This is a genomic window from Microcoleus sp. AT3-A2, from assembly GCF_036705685.1.
In the GTDB taxonomy this organism is placed as follows: domain Bacteria; phylum Cyanobacteriota; class Cyanobacteriia; order Cyanobacteriales; family Microcoleaceae; genus Microcoleus.
In genome coordinates this window covers 1-12,637 of sequence record NZ_JAUBVF010000066.1, presented here as the reverse complement: position 1 = coordinate 12,637, position 12,637 = coordinate 1, and the positions used below count along the sequence as shown (strand labels likewise).

Below are 12,637 nucleotides of genomic sequence, written 5' to 3'. Positions count from 1 at the left end.
CTCACTGGGATTTTGAGAAACCAGTTGCAGGCTGTTGGCGAGCGCACTCGCTCAAACAATTTGGCAAAAAGATGCAGATAAAATCGCAGCCCTTGAGATTCAACTGAAAGTTTCACGGTGTGGAAGTTTCCTTCTACATAAGTGCCTTCAAAAAACAGCAGAATTATTTCAATTTCTGCTTGATGATCGTAATCACCTGACTCATTTGTTTTTTGAGTGCATCAATTTCCGCTTGCATTTTCGCCATTTTCTGAGTCATCGCCTGAATTTCGGCGGCGCCCGCTCCAGAGGTGGTTGCAGCCGCAGCGGCTGGGGCTTCCGGCACTGGTTTCTTTTTGGCCAGTACCATCGCCGATTTGATTGCCTCGGTTAGCTGCTTCTTCTCAAACGGTTTGGCGATGAATGCAAAAAAATGCTTCTCAAAGGGTTTCGGAATTTTTTCCATCACCTCTTCTTCGCGGCCCGACATGATCACCAAAGGTATCTTAGAAAGCTCAGGATGGGCTTGCACTTTTTGATACACTTCCCAACCGCTGACTTTGGGCAGTAGGAAATCTAACATAATTAGATTTGGCCGGGCTTGACGGATCAGTTTGAGTCCCTCTTCGCCGTCTTTTGCTTCTAGAACTTCAAAGTTACCCTGCGGCAACATCTCTCGGACTCGGACGCGGATGACTTTACTGTCATCGATTACCAAGATTTTTTGACCAGCCACGACTGACTCCTTCAGTAATGAATGAGTGATGATTTGCAACCTTCAGTATATCCCTAACAGAATTCTACCCATAATTCTGGGCGAGTTTAGTTTTGTTGCACCTCGGCGCAATTCTGATTTCGGGTGGTACTTCTACAAGTTCAGGGGCTTTGATTTCGGATACGATCGAAGGAATTAACTCAATCGCCACTTAATTTTATGTCGCCCCAAACTCCTAAAACTCCTACTGTCAAAGCAGTTGCCGCCCAAATGCGGGGTGAAATCGAGGCGATGCCGGAGTGGTTGCGTAGGCCCGTTGGCAAAGCTAGCGAACTTTCCCAAGTGCAAAAAATTATCAAACAGCGGCAAATTCACACGATTTGTGAGGAGGGGAGATGTCCCAACCGGGGCGAGTGCTACGCGCAAAAAACGGCGACTTTTTTGTTGATGGGGCCGACTTGCACCCGCGCTTGTGCTTTTTGTCAAGTAGATAAAGGTCATTCTCCGATGCCCCTAGACCCGGAGGAACCGCAAAAGGTGGCCGAGGCTGTGCAGTTGTTGGGTTTGCGCTATGCGGTGCTGACTTCGGTGGCGAGGGATGATTTGCCGGATGGGGGTGCGGGTTGGTTTGCCAGGACGATCGCCCAAATCCGCATTCTCAACCCGCATACTGAAGTTGAGGTACTGACGCCGGATTTTTGGGGGGGAATGGGGAGGAATTCAGAGGGGGAGAATTCCTGCCTTGATGAGTTGCAGCGACAGCGAATTCGCACGGTGGTGGAGGCTAAACCGGCTTGTTACAACCACAATATTGAGACGGTGCGTCGCTTGCAAGGGCCGGTGCGGAGGGGGGCTAAGTACGATCGCTCGATCGACGTTCTGCGTATTGTTAAGCAATATGACCCAACTATTCCCACAAAATCCGGTTTGATGTTGGGGCACGGGGAAACAGAAGCCGAGATAGTCGAAGCGATGATTGATTTGCGGGACGCCAAGTGCGATCGGCTCACCCTCGGTCAATACATGAGACCATCTCTAGAGCACCTCCCAGTGCGTAAATACTGGACGCCGACCGAATTTGACCGTTTCGGGTCGATCGCGCGGGAGATGGGGTTTGAGCACGTGCGATCGGGGCCTCTCGTCCGCAGTTCCTACCACGCCGGAGAGAGCGATTGAAACTAATTTGAATTCAACGCGGTATAAACTCCTTGTTACAAAAAATAACTCTAGAGGATTGTGCATAAGTGCGACGCTCTCTGCTATTTGTAAATAGAGTGACATTATGAATTAGGAGCTTTACCTATGGCAGAGATAGCGAAGAACCAATTAAAATCCGAGTCCGTGATGAAAACGGGCAAATTCCCTTACACCTTTCGCGCAGGCTGGTTTCTGTTGCTGTTAGCAATCAATTTTGTGGTTGCAGCCTTTTATTTCCATATCATTGAATAGTTCTGCCAGTTAACTTTTAGCAGACCCTACTGTTCTCGACCTCAACGTCGGAGAGTGGGAGAGAAGGAGAGGGGGAGAGTTTTGAGTTGGCGAGAATATGACTTCATCCTTCTAACTAATGACTACTGACTTCTTCCCTCTTCCCTCTTCCCTCTTCCTTCTGGCTAATGACTAATGACTCCTGACTCCCTACTTTTGCTCAATAATTAATCCGTGTATCCGGGTCGCCCCTGCCTTCTTCCTTCTTCCTTCTTCCTTCTTCCTTCTTCCTTCTTCCTTCTCTAGCGATTTCTCGACGCTTCTAGCTTTGACAACCGCTCTTGAATTTTGATAATATCTTGCTTGTTTTCAATTGCCAAAGTTGCTAAATTGTCAAACATCGGGTCTCCCGACAGCGGTCTAGGATTTGTGCGACCCGAACCTGAAGGGGAAGGAGACTGAGGTCGGTTAACTCTAGAACTTTGGTTCTGCAAACTGTAGAATTGTCCCCTGAGTTCAGAAATTTGCCCTTCTAATTGAGTAATGCGAAACTCTAATTGACTTGTGGATTGAGCGGGCGTGACAATTGGCGCAACAGCAATTGCTAAGGCGCAAGCCAGACATAAAAGACAGATTGTTACGGCGCGATGGCGAATATTTTTCGGCATAGCTTTAATAATTTAAATTATACCTGTTCTACGATAACAAATCGGCGAGATTTTTTGCCTCTATCAGAAGTAGGTCTTATGGCAACTAGGAACGTAGCTATTTTAATGTTCGATGATGTGGAGGTACTGGACTTTGCAGGTCCTTTTGAAGTGTTTTCGGTTGCCTCAGAATTAAGTAAGGGCGATCGACCTTTTGCAGTCTCTACCGTAGCCGAACATCCCGGTGCTGTCAACGCCCGCAATGGTTTGAGTGTAAATCCCGACTGCACCATTTCCGATTGTCCGCCACCGGATATTTTAATTGTACCGGGAGGCCAAGGTACTAGAAAGTTAATCGATAATTCAGCAGTTATTGATTGGATAAAAGATTGTGCGCGAACAGCAGAATTAGTGCTTTCCGTCTGTACGGGTTCGCTGCTTTTGGCAAAAGCTGGCTTGTTGGAAGGTTTGGAAGCAACTACACACCATCAAGTATTGGATTTATTGAGAGAATTAGCTCCCAACACAACTATTATCGAAAATCAGCGATTTGTAGATAATGGCAAAATCATCACCTCTGGGGGAATTGCTGCGGGAATTGATATGTCTTTGCACGTTGTCGGCAAACTTTTGGGTACAGCACAAGCTGAACAAACAGCCAATCACATGGAATATAAAATTGGGAATCGGTAATGGTGAATCTAGTTAATTGCACATTTTATTTGTACGGACACGGCATGAACCCTTAGTGTCAATTTAAGTTTCAAATCCTTTGTATCTCTCGTTTATAGCCGAAATTAGATCCCCCTAAATCCCCCTTAAGAAGGGGGACTTTGACGCTCTTTTTCCCCCCTTCTTAAGGGGGGTTAGGGGGGATCGAGAGGCTTATTAGATGGACAAAAGACTGGTAAATTTGGACGTTAACTTAACACCAATGGGCATTGCCGTGTCCATACCCCTAGCTAATCAAGCATCTTCGCCCCAAACTTTTAGTTGTAAATAAACTAATAGCAAAGCTATAGCCATCAGGAAAGTTGCCGCTGCGGCTGCATAGCCAAAATCAAATTGCGAAAAAGCTTGCTCGTAAATATAATAAACTAGCAAATTAGTAGAGTTCAAAGGGCCGCCGCCGGTGATGACATAAACTTGCTCGAAACTCCGCAGGGTAAAAATAGCAGTAGTAACAGTAGCAAATACTAAAGTCGGCCGCAAACCGGGTAAAGTGATGTACAAAAATTGCTGCCAAGCATTAGCTCCATCCAATTCTGCAGCTTCGTAACGATTTACCGGAATTGCTTGCAATCCTGCTAAAAATACTACCATATTAAAGCCTAATTGTTTCCAAACACTGAGCAGAATTATCACAGGCATTGCCCAAACTGTGCTGCTAAGCCAAGGAATTGGATTTAAGCCGATCGCCATTAGCGCATTATTCACCGGGCCTTCGGTTTGAAACAACCACCGCCAACCCAAGCCTACTGCAACTAAAGAGGTAATCGAAGGAATAAAATAAGCGGTGCGGAGAGCTCCTCGCCAAGCAAACGAGCGATTTAGCAAAACTGCTAAGCCCAATGGAATCACTAAACTGGGAATGACTGTTGCAGTAGTAAAATAGAGCGTATTTTGGAGAATTTGCCAGAAATCCGGGTTTGTGACTAGACGCCAGTAGTTGTTGAAGCCAATCCAACGCACTCCCGACTGGGTAAAGCTGCCGCTGGTAAAGCTGAGGTAAAATAAATAGGCGATCGGCCAAATCAAAAAAGTACCCAGAAACAGCAAAGCTGGGGCCAGGAAAGTCCAAGCTGCGATCGCATCATTATCCAACCAGTTAAAACGCCCAAATTTAATCCGAACCATTGGCTTGTAAATTTTAGCTTTTAGTTTTAAATGGTATCACAATATAGGTCACTGTCACAATGAACCTTCTCGATATATTAGCTAATTTACCCACTATAGAAACTGAAAGGCTCCTGCTAAGAAAAATTACTTTAGACGATGCAAGCGATATGTTTGAGTATGCCTCAAATCCCGAAGTATCACAATACACAATGTGGTCAACTCACACCTCGATCGAAGACACTAAATACTTTCTCAGGTCACTTACTAAAATGTACAAAAGACGAGAGCTTGTAGATTGGGGAATCGTTCATAAAACCGAGAAAAAGTTTATCGGAACTTGCGGATTTGTGGAATGGAGCATGACGCACAGCCGCGCGGAAATTGGCTACGCACTCTCTAGGAGATATTGGGGAGAAGGATACATGAGCGAGGCTGTTAATGCAGTTATTGAATTTGGCTTTCGGGAGATGTCGCTGAATCGAATTATGGCTCGATGTGAAGTTAACAATATTGCTTCCGCGCGGGTGATGGAAAAAGTGGGAATGCAATTGGAAGGGGTATTGCGACAGCACCTATTTGTGAAAGACCGATATTGGGATTTAAAACTTTATTCTATTATCAGGGAAGAGTTTTTTGAGAATATTGTAGAATAGGAGTGAATCAGTAGATCAGGGAAAAAAATAATATACTTAGGACTTAGGCAATATCTCCATGTAGAGTGCGCCGAAGCACACCTTACCCTTTACCTGTATTGTAGAAGACGAGTGAATAGTTTTTATCTTTATGACCGCTAATCCAGTATCTGTTAATTCCAATGCCTGCCTGATTTCTCCTGAGATTGGCAAAAGTGCGCTCGCTCCGACCCATCCTCCATTAAAATTAGGAGTTTTAGCATCTGGAAGCGGCAGCAACTTCGAGGTAATTGCCCAAGCTATCCAAAACAAAGAACTCAACGCTAAAATCCCAGTATTAATTTACAACAACCCCGAAGCCAAAGCAGCAGCCCGATCAGAAAAATACGGCATTCCCTCGATTCTGCTCAATCACCGCGACTGCAAAAGCCGCGAAGAATTAGATACAAAAATTGTCAAAACTTTTCAACAATATGATGTAGAATGGGTCGTGATGGCGGGTTGGATGCGAATTGTTACCACAGTTTTGTTTGAGGCTTTTCCCGATCGCGTTATTAACATTCACCCCAGCTTACTGCCGAGTTTCCCAGGAATTCGCGCCGTCGAGCAAGCACTAGCCGCTAAGGTTAAAATCACCGGATGTACGGTGCATATCGCCCGTTTAGAAGTAGACAGCGGGCCGATTTTAATGCAGGCTGCCGTGCCGGTATTGCCTGATGATACCGCAGAAACGCTGCACGCGAGAATTCAGGTGCAAGAGCACAAGATTATGCTCGGTGCGATCGCACTTATTGCTGAATCTAATCAAAAAGATTGTGACTAAAAACCTTACCAGTGCCGCATCTATCCCCGAATTGCCAGTCAGCGAATCACCCGAAACAGGCCCGCCGCTGATAGACTCCAATCGCCTGAAAGTAATTCTCAAAGAAAGGCTCAAAAAGAACATCGGCATCAAGGGAGAATTCTATCTGCCTTGCTTGCCATCAATGCTAGACGACTATCTTAAATTGCTGTCCGACTTCTTAAACATTCTTGGACAAAACATCGACGCTGCCCAAGCCGAAAACTTGCGAACATTAATCGCCAACGCCTTAGCAGAAGGATTCAAAAATTCCCCCCATGCTAATCTAATAGTCTCATATTTTCCCGCCAATTCCCAAACCGGTTTAGCCGGCGGCATCACTCTGAATACCAAGATTCAAGTCGAATCGATGGCCCAGAAATATCATAGCTGGCCGGATATTCGCCCGGAACCTTTATTCGGCAGCCATCCCGATGCCAAAGTCATCGCCATTGCGGCCGAATTAGGCGAACCGGGAAAAACACCTATTTTAGATGTGGGTGCGGGCCCAGGGCGCAATAGTTTGCCCTTAGCAAGGTTAGGCCATTCCGTGGATGCGATCGAACTAACACCCATATTTGCCGAGAAACTATTAGCAGCAGCAACCGCCGAAAACTTACCGATAAATGTCACCCAAGGCGACGTTTTAGACCCATTATTGAGGATGAAAACTTATCGGTACAAATTAGCCATTGCTACTGAAGTTCTCTCTCATTTCCGCTACCCCGAACAAATCCGCCTGTTCCTCGGCAAAATGTCCGATGCTGTTTTAAGTGGCGGGTTTATATTATTCAGTGCTTTCTTAGCTGTAGATGGGTACGAACCCGACGAGATGGCAAAACAAATGTCTGAATTGTGTTGGTCTTATCTGATTACCAGAGAAGAATTGCAAGCAGCAATAGAGGGTTTGCCGTTAGAAATTATTTCTGATGAATCTGTGATTGAATACGAACAAAAACATTTGCCTGAGTCGGCGTGGCCGCCGACACCTTGGTTTGTCAGTTGGGCTAGCGGGCGCGATTTATTTTCGGTGCAAGAAACACCGCCGTTAGAGTTGCGGTGGATACTTGTTAAACGCTTGTAAAGAGCTGTTTCTTTTATGTGGGCTTATATCATCTCCGGTAGCATCGGAATTATGTAATGCGAGCGGGGCTCACGCGATTTCATCCAAATATATGATTCCGATGCCACCGGAAACGATATTACCGAGCGGTCAAATTATTCAACCGGCAAATTACAAAATCCTTCGGTATTTTTTCCTGTTCTAAACGAATTGTTTGCTTGGATAAATCAGCAAATAAATCCTGCTCCTCCGGTGTAAGGTAAGATAAGTTAGCAACCTTGCACAATGTTCCCGGCACAGCAGATTCCTGAAATGTATCGAAAGTTTCTCGATCCATCATAACAGAAATTGTTTGATAAAAATAAGACCTTAACTTCGCAAGAATCTGGAACCCTTGTGCATCCAAATCGCCCCAGTAAATTATTTGGCAATGCATTAGCCACTCAACATCTTTTAAAATAGCTACCTTAAACCCCTCTCCCCACAGCGCAAAGCTGTTGCTTAAATCAGGTAATGTGCGAAAATTCATCAGATTCTCAGTAATAATAAAGCGGTATCCTTGAAGATTGCGACGTTCAAAATCCGAAATGAGTATGCTCATCTCCGAGGTGCTAATGCCATACTTCATCTGTAGGTTTTGATCCAAAGCTCTGATAGTTACCGATGGCTCAGCATATCGCAAACCAAATCGCTTTTCAAAATCATTTTCTTCTTGATTAATAGCATCATCTGGCAGGATAGCTGACAGCAATTCATTTAGAATACCTTGATTTTGTTCGATGAACTTAGTGTGAACATTTATCGGTAGTTCGCGAAGATAAAGGTGGGGTTTGGGATTGTTTTGGAAATACAGGCATACGCGCAATAAATTATCCCATTTTCCTAAGTGCTTGATTACTTTTTTAGGATTTTGACTGAGCCAGATATTCAATTCAGGGAATTCATTTCTCATCCTTGCTACAGCTTTTTTAAAATCCGCCACTTCGGATTCCTTATTCAGGAATTTGAGATAATCTGTCTCGGTTTCAAATATAATTCTGGATGGTAACGACTGCATATCAAAGCGAGTTTTCCGCCGTATCGACTCAACTTGATACCCGTACCCAACGCAATGTTTTGAGCCTTTCTTAAGTTGCTCAACAGCATCTCTTAGCTTCTGGAAGTCGTCGGGAATTGTGCGACCTGCCGTAAAATCTCGCGGGAAAAAAGGTTCTGCCTGGAGCAAGGATTGCAGGAAGGGAATATATAGTCGATCGGCTTTCTTTCTGATTTCGTCGGGTGTAATCATAAACAGACACAGTTAATTTGAAGCCATTTGTTTTAGACGCCGCTTTTCTAGGGATATATTATAAACCTTGGAGTCGTTCTCTTCACGGCTGTTTTCAACATAGTAAGCAGAGCCTACATAATCCTCAACAACGTAGATTTTGTCTTTGGGCGTAACTACCAGAAGCTGAAGATTTAATTGTTTAAATAACTCCATTGCATACTTTGCATTTTCTTCATCTAACTTGCTAAAAGCTTCATCAATGACCACCAGACGAAAGGACTCAGATTTTGTTTTATCTTGTACTAATCCGAATTGATGGGCAATAGCTGACGCTAGGATGGTGTAGGCTAATTTAGCCTTTTGCCCGCCCGATTTTCCAGAGGAATCGGAGTAATATTCCTTCTGAGTGTGGTCATCTTTATTTCTGACGCTGACTGAGAAATTAAGCCAATTACGCACATCGGTGACTCTTGCTCTCCACGGCTCATCTGACTTGAGGCGATCGATCAGCTCTTTAATTTTTTTAAAGCTAGCTTCGTCAGCTTCAGAAGTTTGCTCAACGCCTACATCACGATAGCACAACGCCTTCAATTGATTTTTAAATTCCTTAATTTGGGTGTCTCGGTTAATTTCCGATTGGACTTGTATATAAGTCGAGTCTGTATACTCAATCACTTTTAAGGATTGATTTATCTCGTAAATTTTTTGTTTAATTTCACTTTCCCAGTCTTCTAACGCCTCTTTAAAATTAGAAATAGCGTCACTAATTTTCCGATCTAGCAGTTCTTTAAACTTTTGTTCCTGTGCGGGTAAACCATCTATTTCTATCCTTTGTAGCATCTTTTTGAACTCAGGAATCGCTTCTAATGATGCGTCAACATTGGCAGTTTCTTCGGGATACTCTCGCTTGTAACTATCCATCTGTTTGTCAATGCTTCTTTCCAAAGAAGTTAACTTGCTATTTGCGTCGTTTATGTGACTCTGGTAAGACTCATTTACTTCAGATTCCGAAGGATGGATGTTAGCGAGGGTCAGACTTTGATTTTTGAGACTCTCTTCAATTTTAGGAGTATAAGTCTGAATCTTTTCGGATGTGCATGATGTCGATCGCCTGTCGCATTCATCCCTCTGTTGTTGGTAAGCGTCGATATCGCGATCGAGATTAGCAATTTTTTTGTCAGCGCCAGTTTTATCTGCTTCCTTTTTCTGAATGTCAGCGCTGACAGCAGCTAGTGTTCTTTTCAAGTCATTTAGGCGATCGCAACTTTCCTCTAACTCCTGCTTTTGCTCTACTAGCTTTTGCTTCTTGCTAGCCTCCGGTTTCCAGTCGATCGCAGAAAAATCATTGAATTCCAATAACTTTTCTAGCAGCTTCTTTTGATGGTCGCACTCTTCTTGTGCTGTTTCAATCTCCTTGATCGCTTTTTCTACTATATCAATCTCTGCTTTACGCTCATTCAGTTTAGCTTCACAATCCTTGATTTTCTCAGAATTGTCCCATCCCAAAATATATTGACTTTTGTCGTTGATTCGATGGCGATCGTCTTTTTCATGTCTATTCCCCTTTTTCATCAAACCATTTTTTGTAATAGCATAATTCTCCCGCTCGAACCTATCTAAATCTTCACAACAGATGCAGCTACCAAATTTGTTTAATAATTCATTACTCAGCCAAGGACTATATTCAGGAGCGGGTTTAATCTCTAATTTATAAAACAATGAATTCTGAGCTAAATTTCTAGTTTCCTGAGCTACATTTTTAGTGCAAACTTTCTCATAAACCACGCGGCCCCGCAGATTAGTTCGATCGACATATTGAGTGAATTTATGGTAATGCCTTTCAGTAACTAGAAGTCGCAGTCCCAAGTTGTGCAGCAGTTTTTCGATCGCCCCTTCCCACTCGCCTTCTCCATCCTTTACCTTCAGCAGTTCGCCGACAAAAGGAATTTCCGCCTCAGCAATTTCTAAAGCTTTTAGTATCTCTTTTCTGAGTTTGAAATTTATACCAGGAATCTGATTTCTCCGCTGCTTTAAAGATTGCAGTTCTTCGTTTAACTCAGTGTAAATTTTTTGAAGTTGCTGCCAACAATTTTTTTGCTCATCGCGTTGGTTTGTTAATTCTCCCAGTTGAATAACAACAAGTTCTTGATTTTCACTCCCTCGGATTGCAGAACTATTAAATGTGTTCTGGTCACTGTAAACTGGAAATCCTATACCTTCAGCAATTTTATTATATTTTTTGGCTGCTATTTTATAATTATAGATCCGTTCCTCTAAAGTCTTAATTGCCTGTTCTAAATCTTTTATTTGCCGTCCTTTATCGTCATTTTCAATGTCTAATTTTAAATTTAGCTCTTGCTGTCGCAAGCGTTTTAAAGCCCCATTTATTTCTACTAAATCCTGGTTTGCTTGAGTATGTTCCTGTTGTTTGTCTACAATTACTGTTTGCAACAAACCTATTTTACGCTGAGCAAAATAGGCAGGAACAACTCGTAATACTTCCTTCACTTGATCCAGATTCCGCTTGACATTTTCGTAGTTGTCAGAATCAGCAATTAGCGGTCTTAAAATCTCTATCTGTTTCTTTGCTTTCTGCATTGCTTCATGGGAACAAGTTAAATCTTCATAATATTTAGTTAGCTTTTGTATTTCCTCCTCAAGATTAATTTTGTCCAGCATATGACCGCGCACAAACTCATTTAATTCTCCAATTTCTTTGATGCTGACTGTCTGATTGAATAAATCGAAAGCTTTTTCAGATTCCACACCAAAGGTTTTGCGAAAGTGTTTGCTGTAGTCAACAAATGTGTCAAATATTTCTATCTTTGGTTGCAATAAAGAGGCTAATTGCTTTTTTAATTCTGGGAAGTTTTCAAAATTATTGAAGTGTTCGGCGATGCTGAGTTTACCAGCAGCAACCACAAACAACTTTTCAACTTTCTCTTTTACACACAAAACCTGAGCCAAGGTGACTTTCTGTTCGCATCCTTTGTTATAGAAATAAGCGAGTAAAACTGAATAATCATCTTTGGTACGCAGGTACTTCGGTTTAGATTTGTGGTCATCTTCACTTTTAATTGTGCTGTAAGCTCCGAGTACATAGGTCTTTTCATCTCGCTCTCGCTTTCGCTTTTCCGAACCTGAAGCCAAGTTATAATTCCGCTTTCTACTGGGCACCAGCAATGTCAGCAGTGCATCAACCAACGTCGATTTACCCGAACCATTAGCCCCCGTGAGCAAGGAAGTGTAACCGCATGGGGCGATCGTACCCTGACTAAAAGTTCCCCAGTTTAATACTTCAAGCCGATGCAAGCGGTATCCAGCTTTGGAATTGTCTGGTTCAAATTCAAGCATTAGATTTGCCATGTGCTTTTAACTCTTCTTTGATTTCCTTCAATTTGTCAGCGGGAATTTTAGCTTTGAGGATGCGGCGAACCTCATATTCGCCTTCTGTACCCTTTAACTCTTTTAAAAAGTGCAACTTGACGGCTCGATCGATCGTACTGTCAAATTTTTTCACAAGCTGTACGTCATTAGTTTGCTCTTGAAAAAACGGACGCATTAAATCGTGAATTTTATATTTAGACAGAATGCAGCGAGTGGAATTAGAGGTGCTGGCCTCAAATTCTAGCAATTCCTCGCGCAATAAAACACATAGTATCGTAACTTCCCAACTCAGGGCAACTCTCCTAACCAGCCTGGGAAGTGTTTTTGCTTGCTCGTCGTCATCCTCGCGATCGGGCTGCTGTAAATAAGCATACCCTTCTTTTTCATCTAAATAAACTGTCACGCCAATTTTCCCGAAGTATTCTTTGACGTTTCGTTCGTTGTTCAATAGCAGACCCCAATCACTGTCATCCTCATACAGAATACCTTGTAGTAATTTGATGATTGCTGGTGCGTAGGGTGCTATAAGGTCGTTTTCTATCATAAATTTGCTGTGCTTATCTTTTAAAAATAACTTGCGGCAGTGTCAGGTGCATGAGGTTTTCCTTATTGTAACTGGCGATGTCTATGCGATCGCTCGCGGAGTCATCGATCGCGTGTTTTCGATCGCCCGAAGCGATCGCCAAATAAGCAATAACTTCAGGTAAACCGTTTTCCACCGGATACCTCTCAATTATTTCAGCTAGCGTTACCTGATGTCATTACTCACAAGTTAAGCTAAAAGCACTATTGTCAATGAGTAATTTTACTCATCTTTTACCTGTTGACCCAATTAA

General features: G+C 43.1%; 13 protein-coding genes. 6 read left to right on the top strand and 7 right to left on the bottom strand.

Annotation, left to right across the window (positions count from 1 at the left end; all coding sequences use genetic code 11):
- Nucleotides 1-163: 163 nt before the first annotated feature.
- Entirely contained in the window at nucleotides 164-715 is a 552-nt protein-coding gene (locus QUB37_RS24910; protein WP_333167264.1) for a response regulator, read from the bottom strand.
- Nucleotides 716-913: 198 nt separating this feature from the next.
- On the opposite strand from QUB37_RS24910, the gene lipA reads away from it, so the two are divergent.
- Together lipA and QUB37_RS24900 are read left to right on the top strand one after the other, a co-directional pair.
- A complete protein-coding gene (gene lipA, locus QUB37_RS24905; RefSeq protein WP_333167262.1) occupies nucleotides 914-1,870 on the top strand; it encodes a lipoyl synthase in 957 nt (318 codons plus the stop codon).
- A 126-nt stretch (nucleotides 1,871-1,996) separates the two neighbouring features.
- Nucleotides 1,997-2,143 carry a photosystem I protein PsaX gene (locus QUB37_RS24900; protein WP_333107338.1) on the top strand — a complete coding sequence of 49 codons (147 nt, stop codon included), beginning with the start codon at nucleotides 1,997-1,999 and terminating at the stop codon, nucleotides 2,141-2,143.
- Between the two features lie 281 nt (nucleotides 2,144-2,424).
- Here QUB37_RS24900 and QUB37_RS24895 read toward each other — a convergent pair whose 3' ends face one another.
- On the bottom strand, nucleotides 2,425-2,790 hold the full coding sequence (locus tag QUB37_RS24895) for a hypothetical protein (RefSeq protein ID WP_333167260.1): 366 nt from the start codon (nucleotides 2,788-2,790) through the stop codon (nucleotides 2,425-2,427).
- 78 nt (nucleotides 2,791-2,868) lie between these two features.
- Between QUB37_RS24895 and QUB37_RS24890 the strand changes: the two genes are divergently transcribed.
- On the top strand, nucleotides 2,869-3,462 hold the full coding sequence (locus QUB37_RS24890) for a DJ-1/PfpI family protein (protein ID WP_333167258.1): 594 nt from the start codon (nucleotides 2,869-2,871) through the stop codon (nucleotides 3,460-3,462).
- Nucleotides 3,463-3,735: 273 nt separating this feature from the next.
- Here QUB37_RS24890 and QUB37_RS24885 read toward each other — a convergent pair whose 3' ends face one another.
- A complete protein-coding gene (locus tag QUB37_RS24885; protein ID WP_333167255.1) occupies nucleotides 3,736-4,626 on the bottom strand; it encodes a sugar ABC transporter permease in 891 nt (296 codons plus the stop codon).
- Nucleotides 4,627-4,685: 59 nt separating this feature from the next.
- Between QUB37_RS24885 and QUB37_RS24880 the strand changes: the two genes are divergently transcribed.
- From QUB37_RS24880 to QUB37_RS24870, 3 genes are all read left to right on the top strand, one after another.
- Nucleotides 4,686-5,261: a GNAT family protein gene (locus QUB37_RS24880; RefSeq protein WP_333167253.1), complete on the top strand. Its 576-nt coding sequence runs from the start codon at nucleotides 4,686-4,688 to the stop codon at nucleotides 5,259-5,261.
- A 130-nt stretch (nucleotides 5,262-5,391) separates the two neighbouring features.
- Nucleotides 5,392-6,063, top strand: a complete 672-nt coding sequence (purN, locus tag QUB37_RS24875; protein WP_333167251.1) for a phosphoribosylglycinamide formyltransferase — start codon at nucleotides 5,392-5,394, stop codon at nucleotides 6,061-6,063.
- Nucleotides 6,056-7,165, top strand: coding sequence for a class I SAM-dependent methyltransferase (locus tag QUB37_RS24870; protein WP_333167249.1), 1,110 nt, complete (start codon nucleotides 6,056-6,058; stop codon nucleotides 7,163-7,165). The genes purN and QUB37_RS24870 overlap by 8 nt, the downstream gene beginning before the upstream one ends.
- 118 nt (nucleotides 7,166-7,283) lie before the next feature.
- Here QUB37_RS24870 and QUB37_RS24865 read toward each other — a convergent pair whose 3' ends face one another.
- From QUB37_RS24865 to QUB37_RS24850, 4 genes are read right to left on the bottom strand one after another with little or no spacing between them, the layout of a single operon-like run.
- Nucleotides 7,284-8,432: a Wadjet anti-phage system protein JetD domain-containing protein gene (locus QUB37_RS24865; RefSeq protein WP_333167247.1), complete on the bottom strand. Its 1,149-nt coding sequence runs from the start codon at nucleotides 8,430-8,432 to the stop codon at nucleotides 7,284-7,286.
- Between the two features lie 12 nt (nucleotides 8,433-8,444).
- Nucleotides 8,445-11,768 (bottom strand): SbcC/MukB-like Walker B domain-containing protein, encoded by a 3,324-nt coding sequence (locus QUB37_RS24860; protein WP_333167245.1) that lies wholly within the window; start codon nucleotides 11,766-11,768, stop codon nucleotides 8,445-8,447.
- A complete protein-coding gene (locus tag QUB37_RS24855) occupies nucleotides 11,761-12,345 on the bottom strand; it encodes a DUF4194 domain-containing protein (RefSeq protein WP_333089358.1) in 585 nt (194 codons plus the stop codon). The genes QUB37_RS24860 and QUB37_RS24855 overlap by 8 nt, the downstream gene beginning before the upstream one ends.
- Before the next feature lie 13 nt (nucleotides 12,346-12,358).
- Nucleotides 12,359-12,520 carry a hypothetical protein gene (locus tag QUB37_RS24850; RefSeq protein ID WP_445300058.1) on the bottom strand — a complete coding sequence of 54 codons (162 nt, stop codon included), beginning with the start codon at nucleotides 12,518-12,520 and terminating at the stop codon, nucleotides 12,359-12,361.
- Nucleotides 12,521-12,637: the final 117 nt, after the last annotated feature.

What these genes read in the sequence shown, in the direction of transcription:
- lipA (WP_333167262.1), top strand. Translation starts at nt 914, where the DNA reads ATGTCGCCCCAAACTCCTAAAACTCCTACTGTCAAAGCAGTTGCCGCC.
- QUB37_RS24900 (WP_333107338.1), top strand. Translation starts at nt 1,997, where the DNA reads ATGGCAGAGATAGCGAAGAACCAATTAAAATCCGAGTCCGTGATGAAA.
- QUB37_RS24895 (WP_333167260.1), bottom strand. Translation starts at nt 2,790, where the DNA reads ATGCCGAAAAATATTCGCCATCGCGCCGTAACAATCTGTCTTTTATGT.
- QUB37_RS24890 (WP_333167258.1), top strand. Translation starts at nt 2,869, where the DNA reads ATGGCAACTAGGAACGTAGCTATTTTAATGTTCGATGATGTGGAGGTA.
- QUB37_RS24885 (WP_333167255.1), bottom strand. Translation starts at nt 4,626, where the DNA reads ATGGTTCGGATTAAATTTGGGCGTTTTAACTGGTTGGATAATGATGCG.
- QUB37_RS24880 (WP_333167253.1), top strand. Translation starts at nt 4,686, where the DNA reads ATGAACCTTCTCGATATATTAGCTAATTTACCCACTATAGAAACTGAA.
- purN (WP_333167251.1), top strand. Translation starts at nt 5,392, where the DNA reads ATGACCGCTAATCCAGTATCTGTTAATTCCAATGCCTGCCTGATTTCT.
- QUB37_RS24865 (WP_333167247.1), bottom strand. Translation starts at nt 8,432, where the DNA reads ATGATTACACCCGACGAAATCAGAAAGAAAGCCGATCGACTATATATT.
- QUB37_RS24860 (WP_333167245.1), bottom strand. Translation starts at nt 11,768, where the DNA reads ATGCTTGAATTTGAACCAGACAATTCCAAAGCTGGATACCGCTTGCAT.
- QUB37_RS24855 (WP_333089358.1), bottom strand. Translation starts at nt 12,345, where the DNA reads ATGATAGAAAACGACCTTATAGCACCCTACGCACCAGCAATCATCAAA.